Origin of the sequence: Gordonia cholesterolivorans (genome assembly GCF_039531975.1) — a bacterium.
In the GTDB taxonomy this organism is placed as follows: Bacteria; Actinomycetota; Actinomycetes; order Mycobacteriales; family Mycobacteriaceae; genus Gordonia; species Gordonia sihwensis.
The window spans coordinates 45223-60874 of the sequence record NZ_BAAARB010000020.1 but is presented as its reverse complement, the minus strand read 5'-3'; the positions used below and the strand labels follow the sequence as shown (position 1 = coordinate 60874).

Sequence of the window (15652 nt, the reverse complement as noted above, 5' to 3'; positions counted from 1 at the left end):
TGTTAAGTATTCGTTTACTAACGTGTAAGGAATGTTTGCTGAGGATTCCTTGCGGTCGATGTGGGCGCAGCTGCGTTCGGGGCGCCGTCTCGAGTTCTCGGGCCGTGTCTGGGCGCTTATCGTCGGAATCCTGGTCGGGTTCGTCATCCTGATCGAGGTCGTCGCTCGGGTGAACCACCTGCGCGGACCGCTGGATCTCCTCGCCACCGATCTGGTGGGACGGCCGCAGATCGGTGAGATCAAGATCGCGGGCATGCTGCTCGCACTAGTGTGCATGCCGTCGCGGATGCGACTGCCCGTGGTGGGCGCGGCCGTCGCACTCGAACTCGCCTGGAACACGCAGCGCCTGATCGTCGGCAACGCTCCGACCGTCGGGAACGGCATCCTGTTCGCGTTGATCGGCACGGCCACCTTCGCGGGATGGCGACTGCGCGGGCGCGAGCGGGCCGGAACTCTCAAGGCGGTGGGCCTCGGGCTGCTGTTGATCGTGATGGGCCGCGTCGGCGACGTGTGGCTGGTGCTGTCGAGCCGGGCCAACCCGAACGTGCTCGACGAATACGTCGAACTCGCCGACCGGGCCCTCGGCAGCCCGTCGTGGGCGATCGGCTCGGTGGTCTCCGGTACCCCGTGGCTCACCGAGGTCCTCAGCAAGGTCTACGTGTACCTGCCGGTGGCCGCGGCGGTGATCGCCTTCTTCCAACTCCGCAACAGCGCCCGCGACGGCTTCCCGCGGCATCACATCGTGCGGACCTTCCTGCTGATCGGGCTGATCGGTCCGGTGATCTACTTCCTGTTCCCCGTCGTCGGCCCCACCTACGCCTTCGGTCATGAGCTGCTGGGCGCGGACTGGCAGGACGTGTGGCCGCAGCAGTTGCCGGTGATCGGCGATCCCGCGGCGCACTACTACAACCAGAGCGTGGCACGGAACTGCATGCCGAGCCTGCACACCGCATGGGCGATGTGCATCTTTCTGCACGGATGGCGGGGTCCGGCGCTGTCGAAGGTGTTCGGCACGTTCTGGTTGATCTGCACCACCGGCGCGACCCTCGGCTTCGGCTTCCACTACGCGATCGACGTCCTCGCCGGAGCGATCTTCACCCTCACGCTCGAGGCGGCGCTCACCCGCCCCGAACTGGGCTGGTCGCGTCACCGGCTCGCGGTGGTCGTCTTCGGCACTGCGGCCTTCTCCGGGCTGCTTCTGGCCACGCGGTACCTGGCCGTCGAGATGTCCGACAGCGGCGTGCTCGGCGGGCTCGCGCTGATCGCCACCGTGCTCGCGGTGGCGGCGGCCTTCCTCACCGTGGAGATGCACCCCGGTCGCGATCGGATCCCGGCCGGCGAGATCCCCGCCGAGGCCGGCCCGATGGTGCGGAGGGGACGCGAATGGGCCGCCGCGGCGCGGACCTGGGGAAGCGAGGCCTGGTCCTCGATCACGCGCGAGGCGAAGAAGGCCGGTTCCACCAAGCTCTGAGGACGCTGTCGGTCGCCAGCAGCGCCAGCGCCACCCACACGATCGCGAATCCGATCCAGCGTTCGGGCGGCAGGTGTTCGTCGAGGATCAGCACCGCGCACAGCAGCTGCATGATCGGTGTGACGAACTGGATCAGCCCGACGGTCACCAGCGGGATGCGACGGGCGGCAGCGGCGAACAGCAGCAGCGGCACCGCGGTCGCGACGCCGGAGAACACCAGCAGGCCGGTGTGCCCGACGCCGTCACCGAACGTGAGACCGGCCGGAGTGAATGCGACGACCACCAGGATGACGGCCGCGGCCGGCGCCAGTATCGCCGTCTCCAAGGTGAGTCCGTGAAGCGCGGGCAGAGTGTCGCCGACCTTCTTCTTGACCAGCCCGTACAGGGCGAACGACGCGGCCAGGGCCAGCGCCGTGGTCGGAAACACGCCCGCGGCGAAGGTGAGATAGCCGCCCGCGACCACGCCGACCGCCACCGCCGCCCATTGCAGTGGCCGCAGGCGTTCCCGCAGCAGCACTACGCCCAGGGCCACGGTGGCGATCGGATTCAGGAAGTAGCCGAGGGCGGCGTCGCTGGTGTGGCCGGAGGTGACAGCTGCGACGTACACGACCCAGTTGGTGGCGATGAGCAGGGCGGCGGCGGTGACGCCGGCGATCAGCCGGGGTCGTCGGCGCAGCGGCGCGATCCACGACCAGTCGCGCAGCACGGCGAGAATCGCGGCGCACAGCACGAGCGTCCACAGGATGCGGTTGGCGAGGATCTCCCACGGACCGGCCGGGAGCATCGCGTCGAACAGGATCGGGAACAGGCCCCACAGCGCGTAGGCGCCGAATCCCGCGGCCACCCCGCGGGCGCTGTCGGCGGGTACGGGGGTTCTCACCGAGCGCGCACGTCGACGCCGGCGCGTGCGAGCGCGGCGCGGACGCGACGGGCGTGCTCCACCGCGCCGGGGGTGTCGCCGTGCAGGCACACCGAGTCGGCGATCACTTCCACCACCGTGCCGTCGATCGCCGTGATCCGTCCGGTCTCCGCCAGCTCGAGCACTCGCGCGGCCACCTCGGCCGGATCGGTGAGCAGGGCACCGGGCTCGGACCGGGGCACCAGCGTGCCCTCGGGGGTGTAGCCGCGATCGGCGAAGGCCTCGCGGATGACCGGCACGTCCGCTGAGCCGGCGATCCGTTCCACCTCCGATCCGGGCAGGCACATGAGGGGGAGGCCGGACGCGGCCGCCGCCTCGACGACGACGCCGGCCTGCGTCGTGTGATGCACCACCGCGTTGTAGAGCGCGCCGTGCGGCTTCACGTATTCCACGGTGGCGCCGACGGATTCGGTGAGCGCCCGCAGAGCGCCGATCTGATAGACGATGTCGGCGAACAGGTCGTCGGGGGCGAGATCCATGAAACGGCGGCCGAACCCGGACAGGTCCGGGTAGGAGACCTGCGCGCCGATCCGCACGCCGGCGGCGGCCGCCTCGCGGCAGGTGGCCAACAGTTCGCGCGGAGTGCCTGCATGGAAGCCGCACGCGACGTTCGCGCTCGTCACCAGGGTGATCATCGCCGAGTCGTCGCCGACCCCCTCGCCGAGGTCGGCGTTCAGATCGATGACGCGAGAAGAGAGGCCCACGGTGTCAATGGTAATGACGACGCTCGGGTTAGGGTCGACGCCATGGCAGTAATGGACACTGTGGTTCAGACCCTCGACGGTGCGGTCGACGGCAAGCGCGGTCGCGGAGCGCGTCGCGGCACCATCTCATGGCGGGGCATCCCCTTCGCGGAGCCGCCCGTGCGGCAGCACCGGTGGCGGGCACCGCGCCCGGTGACACCCTGGCCGGGGGTACTCGAGTGCTACGACTACGGGGCCGCACCGATCCAGGACAAGCTCTTCACGGCGCGCGGGGCCGGTAAGTTCCAGCCGCGCAGTGAGGACTGTCTGACCCTGAACGTCTTCGCGCCGTCGACCGTCTCGGCTACGCCGCGCCCTGTCATGGTGTTCAACTACGGCGGTGCCTACATCCTCGGCGGCACGTCGACACCGATCTACGACGGCGCGTACCTCGCTCGGGCGCGCGACGTGATCGTGGTGACGGTGAACTACCGCTACGGTCCGCTCGGATTCCTCGACTTCAGCGACTACTCGACCGACGAGCGGCCGTTCGACGCCAACGTGGGGCTGCGCGACATGGTCGCCGGTCTGGAGTGGGTGCAGCGCAACATCTCCGCGTTCGGCGGGGATCCGTCGCGGGTGACGGTGTTCGGTGAGAGCGCGGGCGGGTCGGCGGTGCTCACGCTGCTGTCCACGCCGTCCGCGCAGGGACTGTTCTCCGGAGCCATCTCGCAGAGCCCTGCCCCGGACCTGATCGTCAGCAAGGACAATGCGCGACTGTTCGCCGACGAGTTCGTCCGGATACTGATCGATCCCACCCGGCGCAAGGGGCCCGAGCGCGACGAGCCGCCTCACGATCCGGCGCTGGTGGCACGCGTACTCGGGGGTGCCACCGCGACCGAACTGCTGCGCGCGGGCAACAAGCTGATCGGCTTCACCCGCGGTGCCCGGCTCACCGACCCGATTCCCTTCGCCCCGGTGGTCGACGGCGACTATCTCCCGCAGCATCCGCTCGACGCGGCGCGCGACGGCAACACCATCTCGGTCCCGACCATCATCGGCAACAACAAAGACGAGGGCGAACTGTTCGCCCGGTTCTGGAACATCCTTCCCGACAGCGACCAGGCACTCGTGGGGCTCGGCGACACCGGCGACGCCGATCTGCTGCAGAACCTCTATCCGGTCAAGCGCCGCGATGTGATGATCGCTGCCGATGCGACGTTCTGGACCCCGACGATCCGGTTCGCCGGGTATCACAGTGACCACGCGCCCACGTACGTGTACCGCTTCGACTACGCGCCGCTGCTGCTGAAGGCCACCGGAATCGGTGCGACCCACGCGACCGAACTGCTCGCGGTGTTCGGTACGTACCGGGATCCGATCGGCGTCGGTCTCGCCGCCGCGGGCAGTTGGGGGTCGACGAAGCGGATCACCGCGACGATGCAGTCGATGTGGAGTTGGTTCGCGCGCACCGGCGTGCCCGCACCGGACTGGCCGCGCTATACGCGCGAGGATCGCAGGGTGATGGTGCTGGACGATCCGACGCGCGTGGAGATCGATCCCGACCGGGACCGCCGCGAGGCGTGGGACCGAATTCATCTGGGGGAGCCTTCGTGAGACGTTCCGCGATGATCGCGGTGGTGACGTGCACCGCCGCGATCGCGCTCGCGGGATGTTCCGGCGGGAACGAGTCGGCGGTGTCGCCTTCGGACTCGACCCCGACCCGGGTCACGGCCTCGTTCTCGGTCACGAGCAGCGCCCCGACGCCGGTGCTTCCGCCGCCGTACATCGCGTCGGCCGATTGGGTGCAGACCGAAGTGGGACCGAGCCTGCAGATCGCCCCCACTCCCAACGGCCGGAGGGTGCAGTCGCCGACGGCGGGCGACGAGGCGTGGCGCGAGGTGCTTCGACTCGATCCGGGCGCGGACACCCCGGGGATGAAGGCGCAGTTCGACTGTCACTGGACGTTCGCCCGCATCGTCCAGCCGGACAAGCCGACCTGGAACATCGAACCGAACCGTCCCGTGGTGTCGCCCGAGGAGATGATCTCGAGCCGCTGCAATCCGGGCGGTCCGGAGGAGTAGGGGACCGAGGGTCCCAGGCAGTCGAGCGAGTCGAGGAGCGTCGCTTGGCCGCCGCCTCAGTCGCGCGACCGCATCCCCAACACGCGGCAGACGAGGTAGATGGCGAACGAGATGGTGGTGACCATCACCGACACCGGGAGTTCTGGCGCGAGCGACAGGATGAGCCCGCCGATGGCGGAGACTCCGGCGAAGACGACCGACAGCACCACCACGACCGTCGGATTGGCCGACAGCCGGACCGCCGCTGCGGCCGGAGTGATCAGCAGGCTCATCACCAGCAGTGCGCCGATGATCTGCACGCCCTGCGCGGCCGCGAGACCGACCAGGATCGCGAACACCACCGACAGCAGCCGCACCGGGACGCCGGACGCCGCGGCGACCCGCGGATCCAGGCTGGCGAACATCAGCGGACGGTAGATGATCGCGTACACCACCACCACGACCGCCGCGGTCACCGCGACGGCGATCAGTCCGGTGCGTCCGACACTCGCCACCTGCCCGGCCAGCAGTGCGAAGCCGGTGCCGACGCGGCCGTAGAGGCTCAGGAACAGCACGCCGAGACCGAGGCCGAAGGCCATGACGGCACCGATCACCGAGTCCCGTTCCCTCGCGCGGCGACCCAGGAGCCCGAACACCGCGGCCGCGAACACCGCGCCGATCACGCCGCCGATGTTCACCCCCACGCCGGCGAGCAGCGCGGCGGCCGCACCGGTGAACGAGAGCTCTGCGGCACCGTGAACGGCGAAACTCATCTGCCGTGCGACGATCATCGGACCCAGCAGGCCGCCGAGCAGCGCGAGCAACGCGATGGCGAGCACCGACTGCTGAACGAAGCCGCGGGAGAGCAGGTCTGCCGTCTGCGAGAAGTTCCAGAAGTTGCCGATGTCGGCGGCGAGCACGGTCGTCGTCGGCGCGATCACAGATCCTCCCCGGCGACCGCGAATCCGGCGTCGGTCCCGAGTACGTCGCCCGGATACTGATGAGCGACGCAGTGGTGATCGTCCTCGCCTCCGATCACCACGAGCCGCCCGCCGATCCGGAGCACCTCCACCGGGCTGCCGTACAGCTCGGTCAGGGTGCGCGTGTTCATCACCTCTTCGACGGCGCCGATGCGGAACGATCCGCCGGCCAGGTAGAGCACGCGGTCGACGAACGGCAGCACCGGATTGAGTTCGTGAGTGACGAACAGGACCGCGGTGTCATCACGCCGCCTCCGGGCGTCGAGCAGATCGACCACCACCCGCTGGCTCGCGAGATCGAGACTGGCGAGCGGCTCGTCGCACAGGAGGATGGCCGGGTCGCGGGTGAGCGCCTGCGCTATCCGGAGCCGTTGCTGCTCACCGCCCGACAGCAGCCCCAGCGGCCGGTTCGCGAAGCCGGTGGCGCCGACCTGTCGGAGTGCCGAGTCGACGGCGGTGCGCCGGCGGGACATACCGCGCAGCCCGATGCCCCAAGCGGAGCCGTCGACGCCGAAACCGACCAGGTCGCGGCCGCGCAGCATCATCGTGTCGGAGTCCTCGGCGTGTTGCTGCGGCACGTATCCGAGACTGCCGTGTGCGGAGATGGTCCCGGTGGTGGGTTCGGTCTGGCCGAGGATCGCGCGCAGCAGTGAGGTCTTGCCCGAACCGTTGGGGCCGAGGACGGCGATGAACTCGCCGGGCGCGATGTCGAGATCGAGGCCGCGCCAGAGGACGCGGTCGCCGAACTGCAGTCCGACGTCGCGAAAGCTGAGTACCGCGTCGGTCATCCGTTCAACGCCTTCGCCAGCGCGTCGATCTGACCGCGCTGCCACGCGATGTAGTCGGTCACGCCCTCGGGCAGGCTCTCGGTGAACTCGACCACCGGGATTCGCGCCTTGCGGGCGGTGTCGAGCACGGCCTGAGTGCTCGGGTCGACGGCCTGGCGGTTGTAGATCAGGACCTTGGCGCGGTGCTGGGTCAACAGGTCGTCGAACTTCGCGCGGTCGGCGGCCGACGGCGACTGTCCCTGCTCGACGGCGTCGACGAAGCCCGGGGGAGCGATGTCGACCAGTCCGGCGTCGGTGAGGACGGCCGCGGCGAGCGGTTCGGTGGACGCCACCTCGGTGCCGTCGTGGTGCGCCTTGATGTCGGCCAGAGCGGCCCGCAGTCCGTTGATCTGGCTGTTGAAGACGCCGGCGCGTTCGCGGTAGTAGGCGGCGTTGGCCGGGGCGATCTCGGCGAGCTCGTTCGCGATCGCGTTCGCGGTGTCGGCGACGGCGGCGAGGTCGTAGAAGACGTGTTCGTTGCCGCGCGTCTTGTCCGATCGCACGTCCGCGGCCACCACCTCGGCACCCTTCGCGTCGGCGGCCGCCTCCTCCATGAAGTGGTCGTAGTGGTCGCCGTTCATGACGATGAGGTTGGCGTCCTGGACGCGAGCGGTATCCGCACTCGACGGCTCGAACTCGTGGGGATCGCCGTCGGGCGAGCTGTACAGGGCGCTGACGTCGGCGTGTTCGCCGCCCACCGCGCTCGCGACGGAGGCCCACACGTCGGTGGACGCGACGACGACGGGTTTGTCGGTGGGCGCGGGACCGTCGTTGCCGCCGCATGCGGCGGTGGCGACGGCGATGAGGAGGGCGAGGGGCGCCAGGAGGGCGCGGCGCGCGGACCCGGTCTTCGTCATCGGGAGGTTCCTTTGGAAGATAATGAAAATCGTTACCGGGAAAGTGTATTACCGGGGTGCCGTTGATGTCGAAGCGATGCTCAAGTGCGCATGAGTCGCCGCCTGCGCATGTGTCGAGCGCGGCCGGCCGCATTAGGCTGGGGTCATGACCGCTGGCTCCGCCCCGAGACGCATCGCTCTGATCTCGGTGCACACCTCCCCGTTGGCGCAGCCGGGCACCGGTGACGCCGGAGGAATGAACGTCTACGTCTGGCAGACGGCCACCAGGCTGGCGCGCCGCGGTGTGGAGGTCGAGATCTTCACGCGTGCCACGTCGTCGGCGGACGCGCCGGTGGTCGCGGCCGCCCCCGGGGTCACCGTGCGCAATGTGGTCGCGGGTCCCTTCGACGGCCTCGACAAGCGTGACCTGCCGAGCCAGTTGTGCGCGTTCTCGGCGAACGTACTGCGGGCGGAGGCCGCCCAGGAGCCCGGCTACTACGACCTGATCCACTCCCACTACTGGCTCTCGGGCCAGGTCGGCTGGCTCGCGCGCGACCGCTGGGGAGTGCCGCTCGTGCACACCGCGCACACGCTCGCCGCGGTCAAGAACGCCTCGCTGGCGGCGGGGGACGCCGCCGAGCCGATGCTGCGTGTGGTCGGTGAGCAGCAGGTGGTCGACGAAGCGGACCGTCTCGTCGCGAACACCGCCACCGAGGTCGGCGAACTGGTCCAGATGTACGGCGCCGATCCCTCCCGCATCGACGTGGTGGTGCCCGGCGCCGATCTGGACCGCTACTCCCCGGGCGACCGAGCGGCCTCCCGCGCCGCGCTCGGGCTGGATCAGAACGATGTGCTCGTCACCTTCGTCGGCCGGATCCAGCCCTTGAAGGCGCCGGACGTCCTGGTCTCGGCGATGGCGCCGCTGATCGCGGGCGACTCCTCCGGGCGTCTGCGCGTGCTGGTGGTGGGCGGACCGTCGGGCAGCGGACTGGCCCAGCCGTCGGCACTCATGGACCTCACTCGGCAACTGGGAATCGCCGACCGCGTCGACTTCCTGCCGCCGCAGCCGCCGGAGCGGCTGGTGCACGTCTACCGGGCGTCCGATCTGGTGGCGGTGCCGAGCTACTCGGAGAGCTTCGGGCTGGTCGCGATCGAGGCGCAGGCGTGCGGAGTGCCGGTGATCGCCGCGCGCGTGGGCGGACTCGGCGTGGCGGTGGACGACTGCCGCACCGGTGTGCTGGTGGACGGTCACGACATCGGCGTCTGGACCGACCGCCTCGCCGAACTCGTCGCCGACCCGGATCGCCGCGCGGGAATGGGGCGGGCGGCAGCTCTGCATGCGCGGCAGTTCTCGTGGGAGCACACCACCGACGCGCTGCTGGAGAGTTACGACCGAGCGATCGCGGCGTTCGGCGGCGACGTTCGACGCGATGCCGGGCGATTCGGCATCCGACGCTGGAGGAACCGATCGAGGGTGATGGTGTGAACGCAGACGAGACGGCCGCGGCCCTGAGCGCAGCTCTGGACGAGACCGGCATCGAGTACGTCCGGAAGTCGTCGGGCGGTGCGAAGTCTGAGCACTTCGTTCTCGAGCTTCCCGGAGAACGGAAGCTCAAGACCACGGTGCTGCTCACCGCCGGCGCGCACGGGGTCCGAGTGGAGGCCTTCGTCTGCCGCCGCGCGGACGAGAACCTCGAGGCCGTCTACCGGTATCTCCTCAAACGCAATCGCCGGCTCTACGGGGTGGCGTACACCCTCGACAACGTCGGCGACATCTACCTGGTGGGGCGGATCTCCGCGGAGGCGCTCTCGCGCACCGAGGTGGACCGGGTGCTCGGCCAGGTCCTCGAGGCCGCCGACGGCGACTTCAATCAGATCCTCGAGATCGGTTTCCTCACCTCGATCCGTCGCGAATGGGCCTGGCGCAAGGCCCGGGGCGAGTCGATGCGGAACCTCGCGGCCTTCGAGCATCTGATCGACGAGGACGACCTGCCGCAGATCGCGCCCCTCGACGATCCCGACGCGGAACCGGTGTGGTCGGTCGGCGACGCCGGAACAGCCCCGTCGTAGTGTCTCGAATGTCGGGTAGCGTGGGGACCTGATCAACACGACAATGCCCATTGTCGAATATCCCGTCATCTCCAGAAGGGTCACCATGAGCTTCGCATCGCCGTATCCCGACGTCGAGATCCCGAACGTCAGCGTCTACGACTACCTGTTCGGTGGACTCGAGGAGAACGACCTCGACCGGGTCGCGCTCATCGACTCGAAGTCGGGTGCGCAGACCACGTACCGGCAGTTGGTCGGACAGATCGACGCCGCGGCGGGTGCGATCGCGGCGCGCGGGCTCGGCGTCGGCGACGTGGTCGCGATCCTGTCGCCCAACATCCCGGCGTTCGCCACGGTGTTCCACGGCGTGCTCCGCTCCGGCGCGACCGCCACCACGCTCAACGCACTGTTCACCGCACCCGAGATCAAGAAGCAGCTCCTCGACTCCGAGGCGAAACTGCTCATCACCATCTCGCTGCTCGCGCCGGCCGCGATCGAGGCGGCCCGCGAGGTGGGACTGGCGGACGACGCCGTGATCGTGCTCGACGGCGAGGGCCAGGCGGCCACCGGGCATCCGAGCGCCGCCGAACTCCTGGGCGGAGGGCATCGCGCACCGGAGGTGAGCTTCGACCCGGCCACCCACATCGCGGTGCTGCCGTACAGCTCGGGCACCACCGGCAACCCCAAGGGCGTGATGCTCAGTCACCGCAACCTGGTCGCCAACGTCGCGCAGATCGAGCCGCTGCAGGGGATGAAGTCCGACGACGTGATCCTCGCCGTCCTCCCGTTCTTCCACATCTACGGCATGACGGTGCTCCTGAACGCCGCACTCAAGGCCCGGGCGAGCCTGTTCGTGATGCCGCGCTTCGACCTCGTCGAGTTCCTCGAGGGCATCCAGAAGCACAAGGTCACCTATGCCTTCATCGCGCCGCCCGTGGCCGTCGCGCTCGCCAAGCATCCGATCGTCGATCAGTACGATCTGTCGTCGCTGCACACCATGCTCTCCGGCGCGGCGCCGCTGGACGAGGAACTGGGTCGAGCTGTGGCCAAGCGTCTCGGCCTGCACATGCTGCAGGGCTTCGGCATGAGCGAGCTCTCGCCGGTGAGCCACCTGATCCCGTTCGACGGCGGTACGGGCACGCGCGGTGTCGAGGCACCGCTGTCGTCGGTCGGCTGGGCCGTACCGAACTCGGAGAACCGGATCGTCGATCCGGCCACCGGGGAGGACATCGACATCCCCGCCGACGGCGTGTCCGAGCCCGGTGAGCTGTGGGTCCGCGGACCCAACGTGATGGTCGGCTACCTCAACAACGAGGCGGCGACCGCCGAGACCATCGTCGAGGGCGGCTGGCTGCGCACCGGCGACATGGCGACGGTCGACTCGACCGGCTGCGTCACGATCGTCGACCGGCTCAAGGAGCTCATCAAGTACAAGGGTTATCAGGTTCCGCCGGCCGAGCTGGAGGCGCTGCTGCTGACGCATCCGAAGATCGCCGACGTCGCGGTGGTCGGCGCGCTCGACGCCGACGGCGAGGAGATCCCGAAGGCCTTCGTCGTGGTCGCCGAGGGCGCGGAGCTGACCGCGGACGAGGTCATGGCGTTCACCGCCGAACGCGTCGCGCCGTACAAGAAGGTCCGGGCCGTCGAGTTCATCTCGGCCGTCCCCAAGTCGGCCTCCGGCAAGATCCTCCGCAAGGATCTGCGGAAGTAGGCGGTCGGGGCGCGTCACTCGGTCGCTCGACCGCCGCGGCCGTATGGGAAACTATGCGGCATGAGCAACGGCACCCTGATCCTGATGCGACACGGCGAGAGCGAATGGAACGCGTCCAACCAGTTCACCGGCTGGGTCGACGTCGCCCTGACCGAAAAGGGACGGGCGGAAGCCGTCCGTGCGGGAGAACTGCTGGTGGAGCACGATCTGCTGCCCGACGTCCTGTACACGTCGCTGCTGCGCCGTGCCATCACCACCGCGCAGATCGCGCTCGACACCGCCGACCGTCACTGGATCCCGGTGGTCCGCGACTGGCGGCTCAACGAGCGTCACTACGGCGCGCTGCAGGGGCTCAACAAGGCGGAGACGAAGGCGAAGTACGGCGACGAGCAGTTCATGCTGTGGCGCCGCAGCTACGACACCCCGCCGCCCGCGATCGCGCCCGACAGCGAGTACAGCCAGGTCGGCGATCCACGATACGCCGGCATCGAGGTGCCCCTCACCGAGTGCCTTCAGGACGTGGTCGAGCGGCTGATCCCGTACTACACCGAGGCCATCGAGGCGGACCTGCGCGCCGGTAAGAACGTTCTGGTCGCCGCCCACGGCAACTCTCTGCGGGCACTGGTGAAGCACCTGGACGGCATCTCGGACGCCGACATCGCCGGGCTGAACATCCCGACCGGCAACCCGCTGCGCTACGACCTCGGCGACGACCTCCGCCCGACCACCGCGGGCGGGGTGTACCTGGATCCCGAGGCCGCGGCCGCGGGTGCGGCAGCCGTTGCGGCGCAGGGCAATAAGTAGCCCGAATCCGCATGGCGCCGCCGGTGTGGCCTGCGCTACATTGGTACGTATGACTGACGGTACTCTAGAGGTCACCCATCTCTCGGTGCAGGAGCGCTACCGCGCCCATCTGACCGACGGAGACGGTGAACCGGTCGAGGTCGGGTACATCGACTACACGCAGGACGGTGATCGGCTCGCGCTGACCCACACCGTCGTCTACGAGCGCTTCGGCGGGCGCGGCTTCGCGGCCCAGTTGGTCAAACACGTTCTCGAGGACGTTCGCGCCAACGGGCAGCGGGTCGTGCCCGTCTGTTCGTATGTTCAGAAGTACGTCGAGAAGCACCCCGAGTACTCGGACATCGTCGTCTCCTGATCGTTAATCTCCCCGCAACCCAGGAGAACCCGGCGTGAACGAGCGCCGAAAACTGTTCGCCCAGGCTGCGAACACCCGTCGATCCGACGTAAGCTTCGGGATGTGTCCGGCGATCGGACACATTCTGTTCGAATGTCGTTGAGGCGAAGCAGGGAGTCGTGCGGCGGAAGACGCGATCACGGTGAGTACCCGATCTGACGAATCCGGTTCGGAGGACACACCACTGGAAGATCTGGTGATCGTCGACGACGGCCGGTCGAGGCCCGACCTCCTCGGACTGATCGTCGCGCACACCACCACCGGGATGGTCGCCGTCGACGAGTTCCACAACGTGGTCCTCTACAACAAGCGCGCCGTCGAACTCGGCATGGTTCGCGACACGATCGCGGACGGAGTGGCCGAGGCCGTCACCGAGGTCTTCGTCACCGGCATCGATCGGCATTTCGATTTCGTTCCGCCGCATTCGTCGCTGGGCTTCCTGTCGACGGGCCGCACCATGCCGCGGCAGGTGGAGAACGTCCGCTGCATCGCACGGCTCGCGTCCCGAGACGGCGAGCGGTACGCCCTGGTGTTCGGCGACGACGACTCCACCAATCAACGGGTGGAGGCCACGCGACGCGACTTCGCCGCCAACGTCTCACACGAGTTGAAGACGCCGCTCGGCGCCATCAGCCTGATGGCCGAGGCGATGCTCGAGTCGCGCGACGACCCCCAGGCGGTGGAGCACTTCGGCCGCCGGGTGCTTAAGGAAGCGACCCGGATGGGCACGCTGGTCAACGAGCTGATCGGGCTGTCGCGCCTGCAGGAAGGCCGGATCCCCGAGTTCCAGGCGGTCGACGTCGACTCGCTGGTGGAGGATGCGGTGGCCGCCGCTGGCGTCTCCGCGGAGGTCGCCGAGATCGAACTCGTCGCTGATGCGGCCAGCGGACTGCAGATCCAGGGCGACCGCACCCTGCTGCTGACCGCACTGTCGAATCTCCTGGTGAACGCCATCAATCACTCGCCCGCGGGCGAGGTGGTCTCGGTGAGCCGCAAGGTGGTGAACCTCGACGACGAGGAGATGGTCGTGATCGCGGTCACCGACCGCGGTATCGGGATCGCACCCGCCGACCAGCAGCGGGTCTTCGAGAGGTTCTTCCGCGTCGACAAGGCGCGGTCGCGCGCGACCGGCGGCACCGGGCTCGGGCTGGCGATCGTCAAGCACGTGGCGGCCAGTCATGGCGGTCACATCGGACTGTGGAGTCGGCCCGGAACCGGATCGACCTTCAGCCTGTACATCCCCATCGACCCGGCTTCACCGAGCGACGACGGGTCGACGAACGCAGAGGAACTCACGAGTTGACGCACGTACTGATTGTCGAAGACGAGGAATCGCTGGCCGATCCGCTGGCCTTCCTGCTCCGTAAGGAGGGGTTCGAGGCCAGCATCGTCAACGACGGTTCGGAGGCGGTCTCGACCTTCGAGCGAGTCAATCCCGACATCGTCCTGCTCGACCTGATGCTGCCGGGTGTCTCCGGCACCGAGATCTGCAAGTCGATCCGGGCCAAGTCGGCGGTGCCGGTCATCATGGTGACCGCGCGTGACAGTGAGATCGACAAGGTCGTCGGACTGGAGCTGGGGGCCGACGACTACGTCACCAAGCCGTACTCGGCACGCGAGCTCATCGCCCGCATCCGCGCGGTCCTGCGGCGCGGGGGAGTGGTGGCCGACGACGAGGACGCCGCCATCGGCGTCGTCGAGGTGGGACCGGTGCGGATGGACGTCCAGCGGCACACGGTGACGGTCTCGGGCGAGGAGGTCACGCTGCCGCTCAAGGAGTTCGACCTCCTGGAGTATCTGCTACGGAACTCCGGCCGGGTGCTCACCCGCAGCCAGCTGATCGACCGGGTGTGGGGCGCCGATTACGTCGGCGACACCAAGACGCTCGACGTGCACGTGAAGCGTCTGCGTTCGAAGGTCGAGCCCGATCCGTCGCAGCCGCGCCATCTCATCACCGTCCGCGGCCTCGGATACAAGTTCGAGCCCTGACAGAGCAGCGGGCCCCGACAGCGCAGCGGGCAGGTGCGGTCACAGCTGTTCGTACTTGATGTCGGTGCTGCGGCGGGAGGTGGCTGCGGCGGTCGCCGGATGCACCGCGACGAGTCCGAGGTCGTTGCGCCGGCGGCAGGCCGCCGCGAGAACCTCGTAGGCCGCCTCGCCGATGAGCTCGATCAATTCGGGCCGGTACGACTCGAAGACCTGCTTGGCGCCCGTGTGCGCCTCGGGTGAGCCGGAGCAGTACCAGTCGAGGTCGTGCCCGCCCTCGCCCCAGCCCCGGCGGTCGAACTCCGTGAGCGTGGTCTTGAGGATCTCACTGCCGTCCGGCCTGGTCACCCAGTCCTGCTCGCGGCGCATCGGCAACTGCCAGCAGACCTCGGGTTTCACCGTCAGCGGCTCGATGCCGCGGCGCAGCGCCATCGAATGCAGCGCACAGCCCTGACCGGCGGGGAATCCCGGGCGGTTGAGGAAGATGCACGCTCCGTCGTGCAGACGGGTCTTGAGCGACGGTTCGCCCTCCAGATCCTCGGCCTCCTCGAGGTAGCCGTCGTCGCCGAGCGGGTCGGGCCCCGAACCGCGGTCGAAGAGCTCCCAGTCGTCGCGCGTCAGGAGCGCCACTCCTGCGGCGAGCTTCTCGCGATCGTCGTCGTCGGTCAGGTAGGCGCCGTGTGTGCAGCAGCCGTCCGACTGCCGGCCGGCGACGATTCCGTGACACGCCGGGGTGCCGAAGACGCAGTTCCACCGCGACAGCAGCCACGTCAGGTCGGCGCTGATCAGGTGCTCGTCGTCGTCGGGGTCGACGAACTCGTACCACTCGCGCGGGAAGTCGAGGGGCACTTCGGGGACGCGGTCATTCCGCCGCTTCTTCCCGGGCTTCTTACTAGAGCCAGACACGGGGTTCCTCCATCGGTACAACG

16 protein-coding genes are annotated in these 15652 nt (G+C 68.8%); 10 read left to right on the top strand and 6 right to left on the bottom strand.

Features of this window, described 5'->3' with window-relative positions; genetic code table 11:
• The first annotated feature begins 31 nt into the window (after nucleotides 1–31).
• Nucleotides 32–1471, top strand: coding sequence for a phosphatase PAP2 family protein (locus ABFX36_RS15815; RefSeq protein ID WP_346077303.1), 1440 nt, complete (start codon nucleotides 32–34; stop codon nucleotides 1469–1471).
• On the opposite strand, the gene rarD is transcribed toward ABFX36_RS15815, so the two are convergent.
• Nucleotides 1431–2351 carry an EamA family transporter RarD gene (gene rarD / locus ABFX36_RS15810; protein ID WP_346077301.1) on the bottom strand — a complete coding sequence of 307 codons (921 nt, stop codon included), beginning with the start codon at nucleotides 2349–2351 and terminating at the stop codon, nucleotides 1431–1433. The genes ABFX36_RS15815 and rarD overlap by 41 nt on opposite strands.
• A complete protein-coding gene (locus ABFX36_RS15805) occupies nucleotides 2348–3094 on the bottom strand; it encodes a 5-oxoprolinase subunit PxpA (RefSeq protein WP_346077299.1) in 747 nt (248 codons plus the stop codon). The genes rarD and ABFX36_RS15805 overlap by 4 nt, the downstream gene beginning before the upstream one ends.
• 42 nt (nucleotides 3095–3136) lie before the next feature.
• Here ABFX36_RS15805 and ABFX36_RS15800 point away from each other — a divergent pair, with 42 nt between their 5' ends.
• Nucleotides 3137–4690, top strand: a complete 1554-nt coding sequence (locus ABFX36_RS15800; RefSeq protein ID WP_346077297.1) for a carboxylesterase/lipase family protein — start codon at nucleotides 3137–3139, stop codon at nucleotides 4688–4690.
• A gap of 11 nt (nucleotides 4691–4701) precedes the next feature.
• Nucleotides 4702–5157: a DUF2599 domain-containing protein gene (locus tag ABFX36_RS15795; RefSeq protein ID WP_045536863.1), complete on the top strand. Its 456-nt coding sequence runs from the start codon at nucleotides 4702–4704 to the stop codon at nucleotides 5155–5157.
• Between the two features lie 56 nt (nucleotides 5158–5213).
• On the opposite strand, the gene ABFX36_RS15790 is transcribed toward ABFX36_RS15795, so the two are convergent.
• From ABFX36_RS15790 to ABFX36_RS15780, 3 genes are read right to left on the bottom strand one after another with little or no spacing between them, the layout of a single operon-like run.
• Nucleotides 5214–6077, bottom strand: coding sequence for a metal ABC transporter permease (locus tag ABFX36_RS15790; RefSeq protein WP_045536867.1), 864 nt, complete (start codon nucleotides 6075–6077; stop codon nucleotides 5214–5216).
• Nucleotides 6074–6904, bottom strand: a complete 831-nt coding sequence (locus ABFX36_RS15785; protein ID WP_045536869.1) for a metal ABC transporter ATP-binding protein — start codon at nucleotides 6902–6904, stop codon at nucleotides 6074–6076. The genes ABFX36_RS15790 and ABFX36_RS15785 overlap by 4 nt, the downstream gene beginning before the upstream one ends.
• Nucleotides 6901–7800, bottom strand: a complete 900-nt coding sequence (locus ABFX36_RS15780; protein WP_346077294.1) for a metal ABC transporter solute-binding protein, Zn/Mn family — start codon at nucleotides 7798–7800, stop codon at nucleotides 6901–6903. The genes ABFX36_RS15785 and ABFX36_RS15780 overlap by 4 nt, the downstream gene beginning before the upstream one ends.
• A gap of 145 nt (nucleotides 7801–7945) precedes the next feature.
• Here ABFX36_RS15780 and mshA point away from each other — a divergent pair, with 145 nt between their 5' ends.
• From mshA to ABFX36_RS15745, 7 genes are all read left to right on the top strand, one after another.
• Nucleotides 7946–9265: a D-inositol-3-phosphate glycosyltransferase gene (mshA, locus tag ABFX36_RS15775; RefSeq protein WP_346077292.1), complete on the top strand. Its 1320-nt coding sequence runs from the start codon at nucleotides 7946–7948 to the stop codon at nucleotides 9263–9265.
• Nucleotides 9262–9849 carry a type III secretion system chaperone family protein gene (locus ABFX36_RS15770; protein ID WP_006894284.1) on the top strand — a complete coding sequence of 196 codons (588 nt, stop codon included), beginning with the start codon at nucleotides 9262–9264 and terminating at the stop codon, nucleotides 9847–9849. Before mshA ends, ABFX36_RS15770 begins: the two co-directional genes overlap by 4 nt.
• 85 nt (nucleotides 9850–9934) lie before the next feature.
• Nucleotides 9935–11539, top strand: coding sequence for an AMP-binding protein (locus ABFX36_RS15765; RefSeq protein WP_346077289.1), 1605 nt, complete (start codon nucleotides 9935–9937; stop codon nucleotides 11537–11539).
• A 60-nt stretch (nucleotides 11540–11599) separates the two neighbouring features.
• Nucleotides 11600–12343: a phosphoglyceromutase gene (locus tag ABFX36_RS15760; protein WP_346077287.1), complete on the top strand. Its 744-nt coding sequence runs from the start codon at nucleotides 11600–11602 to the stop codon at nucleotides 12341–12343.
• A gap of 49 nt (nucleotides 12344–12392) precedes the next feature.
• Nucleotides 12393–12698 (top strand): GNAT family N-acetyltransferase, encoded by a 306-nt coding sequence (locus ABFX36_RS15755; RefSeq protein ID WP_006894288.1) that lies wholly within the window; start codon nucleotides 12393–12395, stop codon nucleotides 12696–12698.
• A 181-nt stretch (nucleotides 12699–12879) separates the two neighbouring features.
• Complete coding sequence (locus tag ABFX36_RS15750) at nucleotides 12880–14040, top strand: sensor histidine kinase (RefSeq protein WP_006894289.1); 1161 nt, start codon at nucleotides 12880–12882, stop codon at nucleotides 14038–14040.
• On the top strand, nucleotides 14037–14726 hold the full coding sequence (locus ABFX36_RS15745; RefSeq protein ID WP_006894290.1) for a response regulator transcription factor: 690 nt from the start codon (nucleotides 14037–14039) through the stop codon (nucleotides 14724–14726). The genes ABFX36_RS15750 and ABFX36_RS15745 overlap by 4 nt, the downstream gene beginning before the upstream one ends.
• Nucleotides 14727–14765: 39 nt before the next feature.
• Here ABFX36_RS15745 and ABFX36_RS15740 read toward each other — a convergent pair whose 3' ends face one another.
• Entirely contained in the window at nucleotides 14766–15629 is an 864-nt protein-coding gene (locus tag ABFX36_RS15740) for a DUF3109 family protein (protein ID WP_006894291.1), read from the bottom strand.
• Nucleotides 15630–15652: the final 23 nt, after the last annotated feature.

Coding starts and splice junctions, on each gene's coding strand:
- ABFX36_RS15815 (WP_346077303.1), top strand. CDS start 32: ATGTTTGCTGAGGATTCCTTGCGGTCGATGTGGGCGCAGCTGCGTTCG.
- ABFX36_RS15800 (WP_346077297.1), top strand. CDS start 3,137: ATGGCAGTAATGGACACTGTGGTTCAGACCCTCGACGGTGCGGTCGAC.
- ABFX36_RS15795 (WP_045536863.1), top strand. CDS start 4,702: ATGATCGCGGTGGTGACGTGCACCGCCGCGATCGCGCTCGCGGGATGT.
- ABFX36_RS15785 (WP_045536869.1), bottom strand. CDS start 6,904: ATGACCGACGCGGTACTCAGCTTTCGCGACGTCGGACTGCAGTTCGGC.
- ABFX36_RS15780 (WP_346077294.1), bottom strand. CDS start 7,800: ATGACGAAGACCGGGTCCGCGCGCCGCGCCCTCCTGGCGCCCCTCGCC.
- mshA (WP_346077292.1), top strand. CDS start 7,946: ATGACCGCTGGCTCCGCCCCGAGACGCATCGCTCTGATCTCGGTGCAC.
- ABFX36_RS15765 (WP_346077289.1), top strand. CDS start 9,935: ATGAGCTTCGCATCGCCGTATCCCGACGTCGAGATCCCGAACGTCAGC.
- ABFX36_RS15760 (WP_346077287.1), top strand. CDS start 11,600: ATGAGCAACGGCACCCTGATCCTGATGCGACACGGCGAGAGCGAATGG.
- ABFX36_RS15755 (WP_006894288.1), top strand. CDS start 12,393: ATGACTGACGGTACTCTAGAGGTCACCCATCTCTCGGTGCAGGAGCGC.